A 14,946-nucleotide genomic window follows, 5' to 3' on the forward strand; every position below is an offset into this window, starting at 1 on the left:
TGCTTGTTCCTTGGCCGCTTTCGTTGCGGCCGTTGCGCCGGGCTATTCTGCCGTCAATTCTTCCGGTGGCAAGACCCGCCCGCTCCGGGCATCCCGCAGCACTGCGCCCAATCCCGCCGGCGGCGGCAGGGCCAGCTTTTGAAAAAAGTTGGGAAAGGATTTTTTCACGCAGGCCGGCTGGCGCAGGCGGATGCCCGGGACTTTCAATCCCAGCACGGCGAAGCACATGGCCATGCGGTGGTCCTGATACGTTTCAATTTCCGCGCCATGCAAAGGCCCGGGCACGAACTCCAGCGAATCTCCTTTCTCCCGCACCACGGCGCCGCACTTGGTTAATTCGGTGCGCAGGGCCTGCACGCGCTCGCATTCCTGCACCCGCAGGCGGCCGAGGTCCACGAAGGCCAGCGGATGCCGGGCAAAGGGCGCCAGCACGATGGCCGTCATGATGCTGTCCCCCAGGTCCGTGGCCCGCGAAAGCGGCCGGCGCAACGGCAGCAACTCGGGAAAGCGGGCATCCACCTGCCAGCCGGAGGCGGGCCAATGCCGCACCCGCACTGGCCAGTCCGGCCCGTGCGCCTCCCAGAGCGCGTTGACCGCATAGAAATAACTGCCGCTGGAAGCATCCGGTTCAATGACAAAGTTGCCGCCCGCGCGGGGAAATATCCCGCACAAAGCGCGGGTCATTTCCACGTAGGGCGCTTCATCGGCATTGGCGCCTTCCACGCTCACCTGCCAGCCGCCCGCGCTGGCGCACAACAACAGGGCCGAGGCAAATTGGGAGCTTTCCTGGATGCTGACCCGGCACTGGCCGGGCCGCGGCCCGCCCCCTTGAATCAAGACCGGCAGGCGGTCATTGGGGGACTCGAGGCGGTAGCCCAAACTGCGCAGGGCGGTAAATAATTCGGCCTGGGGACGCTCATGCATGCGTGGCACGCCGTGCAGGCGGTACCACCCGCTGCCCAGGCACACCAGCGCGGTCAAAAACCGCGCCGCCGTGCCGGCATTGCCCGTGAATAATTCGAGAGGGTGTTGATGCGAGCCTCCCGGCGGCACTTGTCCGCCCAGGCCCTGCACGTGGATGCGGCGATTGGCCGGCTCGCTGGCATCGGCCTCTACATTCACCGTCCAGCCCAGCCGCCGCAACGCCTCCACCATCACTTGGGTATCCTCGCTCCATAAGGCGCCCTGCAGGGTGGTCTGGCCGACGCCCAGCGCGGCGAGCACCAGCGCGCGGTTGGTCAGGCTTTTGGAGCCGGGCACTGTGATTTCCGCGCGCGGCAGGGCGCGCAACGGGGTGATTTCCAGCAGGTCGGGCAATGACATGGTGAGGCCACCTCCTGTTACTCCGGCGAAGGCGAGACCGGCACGGCTGCCAGCCATTGGTCGCGCCGCCGTTTGGCTTCCGCAAAATACTCCTGCAAACCCTCGGCATCCTGCCGGCGCAGCAATCGCTGGAAAATACGCAACTCGCGCATGAACTCCTCCAGGGCGGCCCCCAGAGCTGCGTGATTTTCCAGGGCAATATCGCGCCACATTTCCGGGGAGCCGCTGGCCACGCGGGTGGTATCGCGAAAGCCTGTGGCGCACAGGGCGGCCTGTTGCGCCGGCGCGCCGGGCGCCAATACCAGCCGGGCCAGCGCCGCTGCGGTAACGTGCGGCAGATGGCTGGCGCGGGATACCAGTTGGTCATGCGTGTCGGGCGGCAGCAGCAGCACCTGGCACCCCAGCGCCTCCCAAAACTGGCGCACCCGCCCCAGCGCCGTCCGCGAGGAGCGCGCCGTGGGGGTCAAGACGCATTTGGCCGACTGAAATAAATCGGCCCGCGCCGCGGCCGGCCCCATTTGCTCGCCCCCGGCCATGGGGTGACTGCCAATAAAATGGGCGCGGCGGGCGCGAAAGACCTCCTCCAAATCGCTCACCAGCCGGCCTTTCACACTGCCCACGTCTGTGATGACGGCCCCGCGTCGCACATGCGGCGCCAGGCGGTGGGCCAGCTCCCGCATCTGGCGCACAGGCGTGCCCAGAATGATGAAATCCGCCCCGCGGAGGGCCGTGGCGTCGTCCAGCGTCGCCTCGTCCACCACGCCCAGGCGGCGGCATTCGGCCACGCTGGCCTCACGGCGCACCAATCCCATAATGCGGCCGGCCAGGCCGTGACGGCGCGCCGCCAGACCAATCGAGCCATTCAACAAGCCCACGCCCACCAACGTGATTTGTTTCCACATCACCCCCTCAACCTAGCGCATCCCCCGCAAAACTGGCCAGCGAGAAAGCAGGAGCAAAAATGACCCGGGGGAGATGGACCGCGTCTCCCTGCAATTGCTTTGCCTCCGGCTCCCCCTTTGTGATTTATTCCCCCCGTAAAGCTTATGAAAACCTTCTGGGTCATCGCCGCTCTGGGCGGTTTGCTGTTAAACGCGCACGGCGCCATTATCATCACCAATGGCGGTTTTGAAGCAGGCCTCGGCGGCTGGCGCACCTGGAGCCGGGAAACCGGTGCGCTCCAGGCCAGTCCGGACACCGCTGCCCCGCATTCCGGCAAGGCCGCCCTGCGCCTGCAACACACCGGCCAACAGGATTGGTGTCTGGAGCCGCTGGTGCGCCTGAAGGTTCAGGCCGGTGATTTATACGAGTACACCGCCTGGCTCAAGCTGCCGGAGGACGGTAACGCCGTCCTGTGTCTTTCCACCTGGGACGCCGAGGGCCGCGTGGTGGACTGGTCCTTTGCCGAGACCTCCGTCCCACATGGGGCTGCATGGAAAGAAATCCGCGCGCGCATCGTCGTGCCGGCGGGGGTCACCCAGATTCAACCGCGGCTCATTGGACATGGCCCCGCCCAGCTCTGGGTGGATGATGTGGCCATCGAGTATCGCACCAATCTCATGGCGCTGCGGCCGCCAGATTTGCCAGCCAGCCTGCAAATCCAAAATCGGCGGCTGACCGTGCAATTCCACACAGCCGACGCCACGTTTCACGTGCAAGACCGGCGCACGGGACAGACCTGGCAGCAAACGCCGCTCGCGCCAGGGCTCCTGGTGAAAAACGCCGTGCGCCGCGGCCAGGTTCTCGAGGTTGCCCTGCTGCACGCCGCCCTGGGGCTGGACCTCACGGCCACGCTGCGGCTGGAGGGGGATTTGCCCGAGCTGAGCGTTGAATTGGCCGCCACCGGCTCGTTGCCGCAGGCCTTGCGGTATCCCCATCCCTTCACTTCCGAGGCCGGCCAATACCTGGTGGTGCCCATGAACGAAGGCATTTCCTACCCGGTGGAGGATGCGTCCATCGAGCTGTTCCGGCTGATTGCCTATGGCGGGCACGGCATTTGCATGGCGTTCTGGGGGGTCACCGATGGCGCGCGCGGCCACATGGCCATCATTGAAACGCCGGATGATGCCGCCATCAAACTTCACCGCGTGCAACAAAAGCTCCTCATCGCGCCTGAATGGGACCCACAGAAACGCCAGTTCGGCTACACGCGCAAATTGCGGTATGTGTTTTTTGATGCGGGCGGCCATGTGGCCATCGCCAAACGCTACCTCGCTTATGCGCAGAAAATCGGCCGGTTCAAAACCCTGGCGGAAAAACGGCGGGAAAATCCCCATGTGGACTTGTTGATTGGCGCGGTCAATGTGTGGTGCTGGGAGCGGGACGCGGTGGCCCTCGTCAAGGAAATGCAGGCGGCGGGCATCGAGCGCATTCTGTGGAGCAACCGCCAGACGCCCGAAAATCTGCGCGCGCTCAACGCGCTGCCCGGCGTGCTGACCAGCCGCTACGACATTTACCAGGACGTGATGAATCCCGAGCACTTTCCCCGCCTGCGCGGCGTGCATTCGGACTGGGTCACCGCGGCGTGGCCGAAGGACATCATCGTGGGCGCCAACGGCGAGTTCATCCGCGGCTGGGGCGTGGAGGCGAAGGACGGCTCCATGATTCATTGCGGGGTGATTTGCGACCGCCAGGCGCTGGCCTATGCCCGCGAGCGGATTCCCGCGGAGCTGACCACCCATCCCTATCGCTGCCGCTTTATTGACACCACCACCGCCGCGCCGTGGCATGAGTGTTACAGCCCGGCCCATCCCATGACCCGCACCGAAAGCCGCCAGTTCAAAATGGAGCTGCTCCGCTACGTCTCCCAGGAGTGCAAATTGGTCACGGGCTGCGAAACCGGGCACGACGCCTCCGTCCCCTTCCTCCATTATTTCGAGGGGATGCTCAGCCTGGGGCCATATCGCGTGCCGGATGCCGGCCGCCGCATGAGCCAGATTTGGACCAACGTGCCGGAGCGCGTTGCCAAGTTTCAAGTGGGTCATCAGTACCGGCTCCCGCTCTGGGAGCTGGTCTATCATGACTGCGTGGTGGCGCAGTGGTACTGGGGCGACTACAACAACAAATTGCCGGCCCTGTGGGACAAGCGGGATTTGTTCAACCTGCTTTACGGCACACCCCCGATGTTCATGTTCAATCGGAAATTGTGGGAGGACCACAAGGCCCGCTTCGTGCAAAGCTACCGGACGATTTGCCCCACCGTGCGCAAAGTCGGTTACCTGGAAATGGTGGACCACCGTTTCCTTACCTCAGACCGCGCCGTGCAACAAACACGGTTTGCCGACGGCACCACGGTGACGGTCAATTTCGGCGAAACTCCCTATCGCCTGCCCAATGGCCGCATGGTTGGCGCGATGGGCTATGTCGTGGGGAGGTAACGCGGCCGCCTCTTATCCGCGCAGGGCCTTGAGGTAACGCTCCGTTACAAAGTCCCAGTTGATGATGTTGAAAAAGGCGTTGACGTAGTCGGCGCGCCGATTCTGGTATTTCAAGTAATAGGCGTGCTCCCACACATCAATGCCCAGGAGCGGGATACGGCCCTGCATGAGCGGGCTGTCCTGATTGGGGGTCTGTTCAATTCGCAGCTCCTTGCCGTCCAGCGAAAGCCAGGCCCAGCCGCTGCCAAACAGGGTGGTGGCCGCCGTGGCCAGGGCTTCCTTGAACTTGTCGTAACTGCCAAACCGGGCGTCCAAGGCCCGGGCCAGCTCGCCCTTGGGCAGGCCGCCGTCTTTCTTCAGCGACAACCAGAAAAGGCTGTGATTGCTGTGGCCGCCGGCGTTGTTTTGGATGGTGCGGCGAATGGCCTCCGGCACGGCGTTCAAATCACGAATCAACTCGTCCACCGGCTTGGCGGCAAGTTGCGGGTAATCTGCCAGCGCCTTGTTGGCGTTGTTGACATAGGCCTGATGATGCCGCCCGTGATGAATCTGCATGGTTTGCGCATCAATATGCGGCTCCAGGGCATCCGCCGGATACGGCAGCGGCGGCAGCGTGTAAGGGCCGGCGGGCGCGGCTTGCGCCCACAAAGACGGAGCCTGGGTGGCGGCAGCCGCCAGGACACTGACTTGCAAGGTGCGTTGCAGGGCTTCGCGACGTGTCAACATGGTTTTCATCTTGACCGAAAGTTAGCCCCGAAAGCTCCAAGCGCAAGCGGCTTGCTCCCGGGGGCGGATGAGGGTATGGTGCTGTCCGCTGCACACAACCCATGACACCCAATGGTTCATTTATGACTCACCGGTCCACCGCTCAAACCTGGCGTGGTTTCGCTTGCCTGGCCATCGCTTGGCTGGCGTTCAGCCTGCAAGGGCAGGCGGCCGAGCGCCAAATCATCTCGCTGCATGGTCTCTGGCAAATCGCCGAAAGCCGCGGCGCCGATGAAATGCCCGCCCTCTTCCCGCACCGCGTGCCCGTTCCCGGCCTGGTGAATCTGGCGCGGCCGCCCTTTCCGCAGGTGGACCAGTTCATCAGCCGCGAGAATCTGGCCAACCGCATCCGGGCCGGCACGGCGCCCGCTGACTGGCTCACCAATTATTGGGCGGGCAAGGTGGAGCAGGACCGCAACTACTTCTGGTACCGGCGCACGTTTCGCGCGCCGTCCACGCCGCGCACCGTGGCCCAGTTGAAAATCAACAAGGCCCAATTTGGAACGGCCGTTTGGTTGAACGGGCAGAAAGTCGGCGAATACCCCGGCTGTTTCACCGCCAGTTACCATGACCTGTTGCCGGCCATCCGCTGGGGCGCGGAAAACACACTCATCATCCGCATCGGCGCGCATCCCGCCGTGCTGCCGGACACCTATCCCACCGGCTCGGACTTCGAGAAAAAGAAATGGACGCCCGGCATTTATGATGAGGTTTCGCTGATTTTCTCCGACTTGCCGGCCATTGAGCATGTACAGGTGGCGCCGCGGCTGGCGGAGCAGGCGGTGGTGGTACAGACCCGCCTGCGCAACCCCACCCGCACGCCGGTGACTTCTCCACTGCAGCACACGGTGACCACCTGGAAGGGCAACCGCCCCGTCACCACCGCGCCGGCCATGACCGTGACGTTGCTGGGCGGTGAAACGCGCGAGTTTCTCCAAACCATTCCCCTGCCCAACGCCCGGCTCTGGTCGCCGGAAGACCCCTTCTTGTACGTGCTGGAAACGCGCACCGGCGGCGACCATGTGCGCACCCGCTTTGGCATGCGCGAGTTTCGCTTTGACGCCGCCACACGCCGGGCCTGGTTGAACGGCAAAGTTTATTTCCTCCGCGGCTCCAACATCACGCTGCACCGCTTCTTTGAAGACCCCCTGTGCGGCGATTTGCCCTGGCGCGAAACCTGGGTGCGCCGCCTGCTGAGTGAATTACCCAAGCAGATGCACTGGAATTATTTCCGGTTTTGCATCGGCCCCGTGCCGGAGCGCTGGTTTGACATCTGCGATGAAGAGGGCCTGCTTATTCAAAACGAATTTTTTGTGTGGACCGGCGGCCCCGGGTGGTACCAAGGCTATTCGCGAAAACACGATCCCGAGGAAATGATCCGCCAGTATCGCGACTGGATGCGCGACCACTGGAATCATCCCAGTGTGGTGGTGTGGGACGCCAACAACGAAACCAAGGATGACCTCTTCCACACACGGGTGATTCCGGCGGTGCGCCCGCTCGATTTGTCCCACCGCCCCTGGGAAAACAGTTACAACCCGCCGGTGGACCCCAATGACCCGGTGGAAGACCATCCGTATTTGATGTTCAGCGGCTTCCGCGGGAAGCTTACTTTCAAAATGAGCGATTTGGAAACACGCGACGGCACGCCGCGCAAAGGCGCTCTCCCCTCCGACACCAACCCCCCGCTTATCAACGAGTATGGCTGGCTCTGGTTGAATCGCGACGGCACCCCTACCCTGCTCACCGAAAATGTGTACGCCCAATTGTTGGGCACCAACGTCACCGGCCGGCAGCGGCTGGATTTATGGGCCTACCTGCTCGCCGGCAAGACCGAATACTGGCGCGCTCACCGCCATTACGCCGGCATCATTCATTTTGTGTACCTCACCTGCAGCTACCCCGGCGTGTACACCTCCGACCATTTCGCCGATGTGCGCCGCTTGAAACTGGACCCGGCCTTTGCCGATTACGTGGGCGAGGCCTTCAAGCCCCTGGGGGTGTATCTCAATTTCTTTCAACCCGAATTAACCGCAGGAGAGCGGCGGGAGTTCACCCTCTACCTCATCAATGACGAACACCGGCCCGTGAAAGGCACCCTGCACCTTTCGCTGGAGACCCGGCAGGGCAAAGAAATGGCCGCCGCCGAGCAACCCTTCGCGCTGGAGGCGTTGGGCCGCGGCATTTACCTCGTGCCCCTGGTCATACCCCCAGTCCTGGGCCCGCATACCTTGAAAGCCGCTGCGCGCGAAGACGGAGACCGGCGCGCACGGCCCACCCTCAGCCGCCGCTGGGTCGAGGTGAAACCAGGCGGTGCCGCCCCTGCCAAACCATGAACCCATCCACTCCCCAACGCCGGCTGGCCGCCATCATGTTTGCCGATGTTTGCGGTTACTCCCGCATCATGGGCGAAAACGAGCAGCGCGCCATGCGCATCCTGGCGTGCTTTGACGATGTATTTACGCGCCAGTTGCAGCAACACGAGGGACGGCTCATCAAGCGCCTGGGCGACGGTATCCTGGCCGAGTTTTACAGCGCCGTGGCGGCCGTCCAATGCGCCCTGAGCGTGCAGCGCGCCCTGGCCGAACACAACGCCCAGGCGCCGCCGGAAGACCAATTCCAGGTGCGCATCGGCGTGCATCTGGGCGATGTGCTGGTGTCCGGCGGCGACATCCTGGGCGACGGCGTCAACGTGGCCTCCCGCATCGAGCCGCTGGCCGAGCCGGGCGGCATTTGCATCAGCCAGGATGTCTATCACCAGGTGCACAACAAGATGGAAATCCAGGCCGTATCCCTCGGCCCCCAGCAACTGAAAAACATCCAGCGCCAAATCGAGATTTATCGCGTCCTTGTGGCCGCTGCCGAGTGCCAGAGCGCGGCAACCGTGTCCGCAGAGGAATCCCAGCCGGACAACCCGCCGGTTCCGCCATCCGTCGAGCCAGGGGAGCCTGTGGCGGCCAGACGCCGCAAATGGCCCTGGGTGGTGGCGGCCCTCTTCGGGTTGCTGCTCCTGCTGGCGCTGGTGGCCGCCCTCCTTCAGCAGGTTCAGTCCCAGCGCGCCCAACGCGCCGAAAAAGAAGCGCGCCAACTGTTAAACCAGGGAGAAACCGAGCGCGCCCGCCGCCTGCTGGAAAACACCTTGCGCGGGCTGGGGCCGCACACCCCGGGCCGCGGCAAACTGGCGCAAATGCTCCAGGAAATCCGGGACGAGGAGTTGAAACAACACCTGCGCCGCCGCTTCGAGGCTCTGGTGGCCACCTTCCACCAAAAAAACTGGGATGCCGCCGCCCAGTTCGCCTCGCCGGAAAGCAAAATGCGGCTGGGCATGAAAAACATTGCCGGGCGCATGGCGCTGCTGGGAGTCTTTGCGGACGTCCTGAAAATCAAGCCGGGCGATTTCCGGCTCCGTGACCTCATCTTGCGGGAGGACCGCCAGCGGGCGGTAATTGTCCCTGAAATGCGGGTCGGCAACGCCTGGAACCCCCAACAACCCATCCACTGGCAATACCTGGAAAACGAATGGTGGGTGGTGATTGAGTAACTTAAACTCTGTAGCGCAGGCGTTGCACTCCTTGTAGCGCAGGCGTCCCCCCTGTGCTGCGACGAATGGAAGGTTGGCGTGCGGCCCTGTGCTTATAAGCGAGTCGGCATGACCTTGGCAGTTCTGCAATCACGGAGCCGGGAGGCTCCGTGAACCCGCAGGCGAGGACGCCTGCGCTACACACCCTCACCTTGGCTTTCTGCTGTGATGGGGTGGAGGGAAAAGGGGTCAGAGCGTGTGAAGGGGAAAACACCCACCACGAATGAACACGAATGGACACGAATTTTTAACAGAAGAAAACGAAGGGAACGAAGAGGGAGAAGAGGCCCCTCACCCTGACCTTCTCCCACGGGGAGAAGGGAACTGTTAATGGGCGTTGTGGGATTTTCGCCCGCTTTGGTGGTGTGCAGGCCGAGATGAAGATGAGGGAGACGGCAGCCGCAGAAAAAAACTCATTCATCCTTTGCCCCCCGCCTGCAAGACGCAGGCATTATCCCGCCTTGCGGGACGAGAACATCTGCGTTGCGGCACAGAAAGGATTGGCGCACGGACTGGTGCTCCCAAGGGCGTCTGTTTGACTTCGGCAGTTCTGCAATCACGGAGCCGGGAGGCTCCGTGAACCCGCAGGCGAGGACGCCTGCGCTACAGGGGGAGGGGTGCCTCAGCAAATGCGTGGCAGTTGCTCGCCGGAGAGCATGTCCACGATGCGGAGGGCGCCAATGCGGCTGCGGAGTTTCAACAGTCCGTCGCGCGAATCGAGCACCTGGCCGATGCGGCAACTGCCCTCGCCGCCGGGCGCCCGGCGCATGATGGCCAGCGCCCGCTCCGCCTGCGCCTCCGGCACAAACACGGCCAGGCGGCCTTCGTTGGCGACGTAGAGCGGGTCAAAGCCCAGAATCTCGCAGGCGGCACGCACGTCCTCGCGCACGGGGATGGCGGCTTCTTCAATCAGCATATCCCGCCGCACGGCCTCGGCGATTTCGATGAGGGCGCTGGCCAGGCCGCCACGGGTCAAATCGCGCAGGCAATGCACGTCAATATCGGCCTCGAGCAGCGCCATGACCAGCGCGGCCAGCGGGGCGGAGTCGCTTTCAATGGCGCTTTCAAAGGATAATCCCTCGCGCACGGCCATGATGGCCATGCCATGGCGGCCAAGGTCGCCATTGAGGAGGATGGTGTCACCGGGTTGCACGCTGGCCGGAGCGATGCGCCGGCCATGTTCGAGGATGCCGATGCCGGCGGTGTTCAAGTAGATGCCGTCGCCTTTGCCGCGGTCCACCACTTTGGTGTCGCCGGTGACCAGTTGCACGCCGGCGCGGGCCGCGGCGTGTTGCATGGAGGCCACCACCCGCCGCAGGGTTTCCATGGGCACGCCTTCCTCCAGGATGGCGGCCACGCTCAGGTAAAGAGGCCGCGCTCCGCACATGGCCAAATCGTTCACCGTGCCGTGCACGGCGAGCGAGCCGATGTCGCCCCCCGGAAAAAACAGGGGCCGGACCACGTAGGAATCCGTGGAAAAGGCCAGCCGGAGGCCGCCGATTTCCACCACCGCGCCGTCGTGCCGCGCGTCGAGGGCGGGGTTTTTGAAGGCGGGCAGAAAGAGCGACTCAATGAGCTGATGGGAGAGCCTGCCGCCGCCGCCGTGCGCCAGAAGCACCTGCGGATAATCGCGCAGGGGGACGGGGCATTGGAGGGCGAAATCCTGGGGCGCGTTCATGGTCAAGGGGAGGGGCTGGGAGCGGCCGGGCGTGCGGGTCGGCGGTAGCGGTAATAGGCCGCGCAGGCGCCTTCGCTGGAAACCATGGTGGCGCCCAGCGGATGCTCCGGTGTGCAGCGCGTGCCAAAAGCGGGACATTCGGAGGGTTTCCTGACCCCCTGCAACACCAGCCCGCTGATGCACTCGGGGGATTCCGCCGCCGCCAGGTAGGTCACGCCAAAGCGGCGCGCCGCGTCAAACTCCTGGTACTCCGCCCGCAAGCCCAGTCCGCTGCGGGGGATTTCACCGATGCCGCGCCATTGGCGGGGGACCACTTCAAACACTTCCTGCATCAACTGTTGCGCGGGGCGGTTGCCCTCGTAGCGGACAGAGCGGGCGTATTGGTTTTCCACCTCGTGGCGGCCTTCTTCAAGCTGCTTCACGCACATGAAGATGCCCTGCATGATGTCCAGCGGCTCAAAGCCGGTGACCACAATGGGCACGCGGTATTTGGCCGCCAGTGGCGGGTATTCGTGGTAGCCCATCACTGCGCACACGTGGCCGGCGGCCAGAAATCCCTGCACCCGGTTGGAGGGCGAGGATAGGATGGCCTCCATGGCGGGGGGCACCAGCACGTGCGAGACCAGCACGGAAAAGTTTTTCAACCCCAGCCGGCGCGCCCGGGCCACGGCCATGGCGTTGGCGGGGGCGGTGGTCTCGAATCCCACTGCAAAAAACACCACCTGCCGTTCGGGATGCGCGCGCGCCAGATTCACGGCGTCCAGCGGCGAGTACACCATCCGCACATCGCCACCGGCAGCCTTGACGGAGAACAAATCTTTCTGGGTGCCCGGCACGCGGAGCATGTCGCCAAAGGAGCAAAAAATGACGTGGGGCAGGGAGGCGATGGCGATGGCCTGGTCAATGATTTCGACGGGCGTCACGCAGACGGGGCAGCCGGGGCCATGTACCAGGGTGACCTCCCTGGGCAAAAGCTCGTCCACGCCAAATTTGATGATGGCATGGGTCTGGCCGCCGCAGACTTCCATAATCGTCCAGGGCCGGGTCACCAGGGCGGTCAGCGCGCGCGCAAATTGCTGCACGGCGGCGGCGTCGCGATATTCGTCAATGAAGCGCATGCTAACTGCTGGCGGGGGGTGGGGACGATTCGTGCAGCTCGCTCAATTCGCCCATCTGCTTGAGATACTCGAAGACCTGGCGGGCCTCCTCCGGGTCCACCTTGCTGAGCGCAAAGCCAACATGCACGATGACGTAATCGCCCACGCCGGCCTCGGGCACAAAGTCCAGGCTGACTTCCTTGGCAATGCCGCCAAAGTCCACCTTGCCCATGCGCGCGCCGGTATCATTTTCGGCCACGCTGACAATTTTACCTGGAACTGCCAGACACATACGTCATTGGTTTCCGGTTTGGGCGCCCAGCACCGCCTGCCCCAGGGCAATGCCGCCATCGTTGGGCGGCACCCGTTGATGCCACAGGGGCCGGAAGCCGGCGGACCGCAACGCCATGACGGCCCCTTCGGTCAGCCGCTGGTTCTGGAAACAACCGCCGGTGAGGGCGACATGCTCCACCCCCGCGCGCCGCGCCACACTGACGATTACTTCCACCAGCGCCCGGTGAAATGTGCCTGCGATTTGCGCAGTTGGCAATCCCTGGCGCACATCGTGCAGGATGGCCTGCACCAGCGGCCCCCAGTCCACGCGCAGCAGGCCGTCCATTTCTTGCAGGTCAAAAGGGTAGGCTGCTTCGCCCGTCCAACTGCCGGCCGCCCATTCCAGCTCCATGGCCGCCTGTCCCTCGAAGTGGGAAACCTGTCGCAACCCGGCCAGCGCCGCCACGGCGTCAAACAACCGGCCGGCGCTGGTGGTGGTGGGACAATTCAGGCCGCGCGCCAGCATCGCGCGCAGCAATTTCCATTCGTCCCCGCGAAAAGCCGCGCGCAGCGGCAGGTCAGGGCGGTCAAAGACGGCATCGCCTTCCAGCGCGAAAAGCACGCCGAGGGCCGCGCGCCGCGGCTCGCGCACGGCCGCCTCGCCACCCGGCAGGGGAAAGGCGCGCAAATGCCCCACCCGCCGCCAGCGGCCCTGGTGCCAGTAAATGAACTCCCCGCCCCAAATGGTGTTATCAGGGCCATAGCCGGTGCCGTCCCACGAGACGCCCAGCACCGGCGCGTCCACTTCATTTTCTGCTACGCAGGCGGCCACGTGCGCCACATGATGCTGCACGGCAAGCCAGGGGAGGCCGGATTGCCGGGCCGTGTGGGTGGACACGTAATCGGGGTGCAGGTCACACACAGCCAGCCGCGGAGTTTGCCGGAGGAGCGCGGGGAGGTCCGCCAAGGCGCGTTGATAGGCGGCGCGGGCTTCGTCCGTTTCCAAATCGCCGAGATGCTGGCTGAGGAAAACATGCCGCCCCGCCGCCACGGCCACCGTGGTTTTCAAGTGCGCCCCATAAGCCACCAACGGGGGCAGTTCCACTGGCAACGTCACGGGTAGCGGCGCATAACCGCGCGCCCGGCGCAAGACCAGCTCGCGCCCGAGCATGACGCGCACAATGGAATCGTCCACGTGGCGGGCGATGGGCCGGTTGTGGACCAGCCATCCATCGGCGATGCCCGCCAGCCGGCGCAGGGCCTCGTGTTCATCGGTGCAAATCGGTTCATCGGCCAAATTGCCGCTGGTGGCCACCAACGGAAAACCCAGGTCCGTCAGGAGCAAATGATGCAGCGGGGTGTAGGGCAACATGACGCCCAGGCAGGGATTGCCAGGGGCCACGTTGTCCGCCACCTCGCCGCGCGCGCGGCGGCGCAGCAGGACGATGGGCGCTTCTGGGGATTGCAGCAGCCGCGCCTCCAGCGCGTTCACGTCGCACACCTGTTCCACCTGGGCCAGGTTGGGAAACATGAGGGCAAAGGGTTTCTCCTCGCGATGCTTGCGCTGCCGCAGCCGCGCCACGGCTTCCGGATTGCGCGCATCCACCAGCAAATGGAATCCGCCCAGGCCCTTGAGGGCGAGAATCTGGCCGGCGCGCAAGGCGGCTTCGGCCTGTTGCAGCGCCTCCTCCCTTTCTGCCCGCGCGGCACCGGAAGTGTCCCAGAAAGCCAGTTGCGGGCCGCAGCCGGGACAGGCGTTGGGCTGGGCATGGAAGCGACGGTCGGCGGGGTTGTCGTACTCCGCCTGGCAGGCCGGGCACATCGTGAAATGCCGCATCGTAGTGCGCGGGCGGTCATAGGGCATGGACTCGATGATGCTGAACCGCGGCCCGCAATGCGTGCAATTGATGAAGGGATAGCGATGGCGGCGGTTGGCCGGGTCCATCAACTCGTGCCGGCATTCGGCGCAGATGGCCAAATCGGGAAGGATGAGGGCTTCCTGCTCACCGCCGGCCTCCGAAGCGCGTATGGCGAATCCGCTGCAACCCGTCGGCGCCAGATACACCCACTCGCAACCATGAATGCGCGCGGCGGGGGGACATTCAGGTTGAAGCCGCAACATAAATTGCTGCACGGCTGGCTCCGGTCCCTCCACTTCGGCGATGACGCCCTGCAATGAATTGCTCACCCACCCCCGGAGCCCCAGTTCCGTGGCCAGCCGGTACACGAACGGACGAAACCCCACGCCCTGCACCGCGCCCCGCAACGTCACGCGGGCGCGCACCATCTCCGAGGATGCACCAGACGGCTGCACGCAGGGACATTAGCCGCCCGCCGCGCCCGCCGCAATGATGGGAACGCGGCCAGCTTGTCTCAAGTGCATGGCAGGAAGCAGAGGAATTGCCCCACGACGGCGTGAGGAAGAAAACCGGACCCCGGGACCTGGCCTGGACGGTTGGGCGCGGGGAGTGCAGAGACGAGGGCGAGCCACTTTGCACTTTTCATTTGGGCGCGACGTGTCATCTTCAAGCTGTGACACGTGTGACCGTTGACCTGTTTGAGCGCGAAATTCAGGAAGCTTTGCAGGCTTATGATCGCTACATCATCTGCCTCGAAAAGCCCCCGGACGATTTTGAGGGCGCGCTGCGGCGGCTGGTGGAAAAGGCCATTCGCGCTTACGAAACACGGGCGGCGGGATTGCGCCACGGGATTGCGCTGGATCGCCAGATCACGGTGATGGTGAGCCAGACGGATACAGACCGGCCGATGTGTGGCATCTACTTCAATCTGTACTCCCCTTATTCGCGGCAACTGGGTGGCGGCAAAGGCACGGGCACTTGAAGCGGATTTCTT

At 64.2% G+C, this 14,946-nt stretch carries 11 protein-coding genes; 4 read left to right on the plus strand and 7 right to left on the minus strand.

The features are described from left to right. Nucleotides 1-42 precede the first annotated feature (42 nt). Nucleotides 43-1,323, minus strand: a complete 1,281-nt coding sequence (locus NXS98_RS12290) for a 3-phosphoshikimate 1-carboxyvinyltransferase (protein WP_283845295.1) — start codon at nucleotides 1,321-1,323, stop codon at nucleotides 43-45. Between the two features lie 17 nt (nucleotides 1,324-1,340). Further along, on the minus strand, nucleotides 1,341-2,225 hold the full coding sequence (locus tag NXS98_RS12295; protein ID WP_283848169.1) for a prephenate dehydrogenase: 885 nt from the start codon (nucleotides 2,223-2,225) through the stop codon (nucleotides 1,341-1,343). A 144-nt stretch (nucleotides 2,226-2,369) separates the two neighbouring features. Between NXS98_RS12295 and NXS98_RS12300 the strand changes: the two genes are divergently transcribed. Continuing rightward, on the plus strand, nucleotides 2,370-4,700 hold the full coding sequence (locus tag NXS98_RS12300; protein ID WP_283845296.1) for a glycoside hydrolase: 2,331 nt from the start codon (nucleotides 2,370-2,372) through the stop codon (nucleotides 4,698-4,700). A gap of 12 nt (nucleotides 4,701-4,712) precedes the next feature. Here NXS98_RS12300 and NXS98_RS12305 read toward each other — a convergent pair whose 3' ends face one another. Continuing rightward, a complete protein-coding gene (locus tag NXS98_RS12305) occupies nucleotides 4,713-5,426 on the minus strand; it encodes a superoxide dismutase (protein WP_283848170.1) in 714 nt (237 codons plus the stop codon). Between the two features lie 122 nt (nucleotides 5,427-5,548). Here NXS98_RS12305 and NXS98_RS12310 point away from each other — a divergent pair, with 122 nt between their 5' ends. Further along, on the plus strand, nucleotides 5,549-7,801 hold the full coding sequence (locus NXS98_RS12310; protein ID WP_283845298.1) for a glycoside hydrolase family 2 protein: 2,253 nt from the start codon (nucleotides 5,549-5,551) through the stop codon (nucleotides 7,799-7,801). Next, on the plus strand, nucleotides 7,798-9,006 hold the full coding sequence (locus NXS98_RS12315) for an adenylate/guanylate cyclase domain-containing protein (protein WP_283845300.1): 1,209 nt from the start codon (nucleotides 7,798-7,800) through the stop codon (nucleotides 9,004-9,006). Before NXS98_RS12310 ends, NXS98_RS12315 begins: the two co-directional genes overlap by 4 nt. Nucleotides 9,007-9,667: 661 nt before the next feature. Here NXS98_RS12315 and hypE read toward each other — a convergent pair. Genes hypE through hypF form a run of 4 tightly spaced genes read right to left on the minus strand, consistent with a single transcriptional unit; the run spans nucleotide 9,668 to nucleotide 14,407 of the window. Then, a complete protein-coding gene (gene hypE / locus NXS98_RS12320) occupies nucleotides 9,668-10,723 on the minus strand; it encodes a hydrogenase expression/formation protein HypE (RefSeq protein ID WP_283845301.1) in 1,056 nt (351 codons plus the stop codon). Between the two features lie 2 nt (nucleotides 10,724-10,725). Next, entirely contained in the window at nucleotides 10,726-11,841 is a 1,116-nt protein-coding gene (gene hypD, locus NXS98_RS12325; protein ID WP_283845302.1) for a hydrogenase formation protein HypD, read from the minus strand. A 1-nt stretch (nucleotide 11,842) separates the two neighbouring features. Further along, complete coding sequence (locus NXS98_RS12330) at nucleotides 11,843-12,112, minus strand: HypC/HybG/HupF family hydrogenase formation chaperone (RefSeq protein ID WP_283845303.1); 270 nt, start codon at nucleotides 12,110-12,112, stop codon at nucleotides 11,843-11,845. A gap of 3 nt (nucleotides 12,113-12,115) precedes the next feature. Continuing rightward, nucleotides 12,116-14,407: a carbamoyltransferase HypF gene (hypF, locus tag NXS98_RS12335; protein WP_343214096.1), complete on the minus strand. Its 2,292-nt coding sequence runs from the start codon at nucleotides 14,405-14,407 to the stop codon at nucleotides 12,116-12,118. Nucleotides 14,408-14,625: 218 nt separating this feature from the next. Between hypF and NXS98_RS12340 the strand changes: the two genes are divergently transcribed. Next, nucleotides 14,626-14,934: a hypothetical protein gene (locus NXS98_RS12340; RefSeq protein WP_283845304.1), complete on the plus strand. Its 309-nt coding sequence runs from the start codon at nucleotides 14,626-14,628 to the stop codon at nucleotides 14,932-14,934. The last annotated feature ends 12 nt before the right edge of the window (nucleotides 14,935-14,946 follow it).

Source organism: Fontisphaera persica, from assembly GCF_024832785.1.
Taxonomy (GTDB): domain Bacteria; phylum Verrucomicrobiota; class Verrucomicrobiia; order Limisphaerales; family Fontisphaeraceae; genus Fontisphaera; species Fontisphaera persica.

Excerpts from the sequence above, each read along its gene's own strand:
- NXS98_RS12290 (WP_283845295.1), bottom strand. The coding sequence starts at position 1,323 with ATGTCATTGCCCGACCTGCTGGAAATCACCCCGTTGCGCGCCCTGCCG.
- NXS98_RS12295 (WP_283848169.1), bottom strand. The coding sequence starts at position 2,225 with ATGTGGAAACAAATCACGTTGGTGGGCGTGGGCTTGTTGAATGGCTCG.
- NXS98_RS12300 (WP_283845296.1), top strand. The coding sequence starts at position 2,370 with ATGAAAACCTTCTGGGTCATCGCCGCTCTGGGCGGTTTGCTGTTAAAC.
- NXS98_RS12305 (WP_283848170.1), bottom strand. The coding sequence starts at position 5,426 with ATGTTGACACGTCGCGAAGCCCTGCAACGCACCTTGCAAGTCAGTGTC.
- NXS98_RS12310 (WP_283845298.1), top strand. The coding sequence starts at position 5,549 with ATGACTCACCGGTCCACCGCTCAAACCTGGCGTGGTTTCGCTTGCCTG.
- NXS98_RS12315 (WP_283845300.1), top strand. The coding sequence starts at position 7,798 with ATGAACCCATCCACTCCCCAACGCCGGCTGGCCGCCATCATGTTTGCC.
- hypE (WP_283845301.1), bottom strand. The coding sequence starts at position 10,723 with ATGAACGCGCCCCAGGATTTCGCCCTCCAATGCCCCGTCCCCCTGCGC.
- hypD (WP_283845302.1), bottom strand. The coding sequence starts at position 11,841 with ATGCGCTTCATTGACGAATATCGCGACGCCGCCGCCGTGCAGCAATTT.
- NXS98_RS12330 (WP_283845303.1), bottom strand. The coding sequence starts at position 12,112 with ATGTGTCTGGCAGTTCCAGGTAAAATTGTCAGCGTGGCCGAAAATGAT.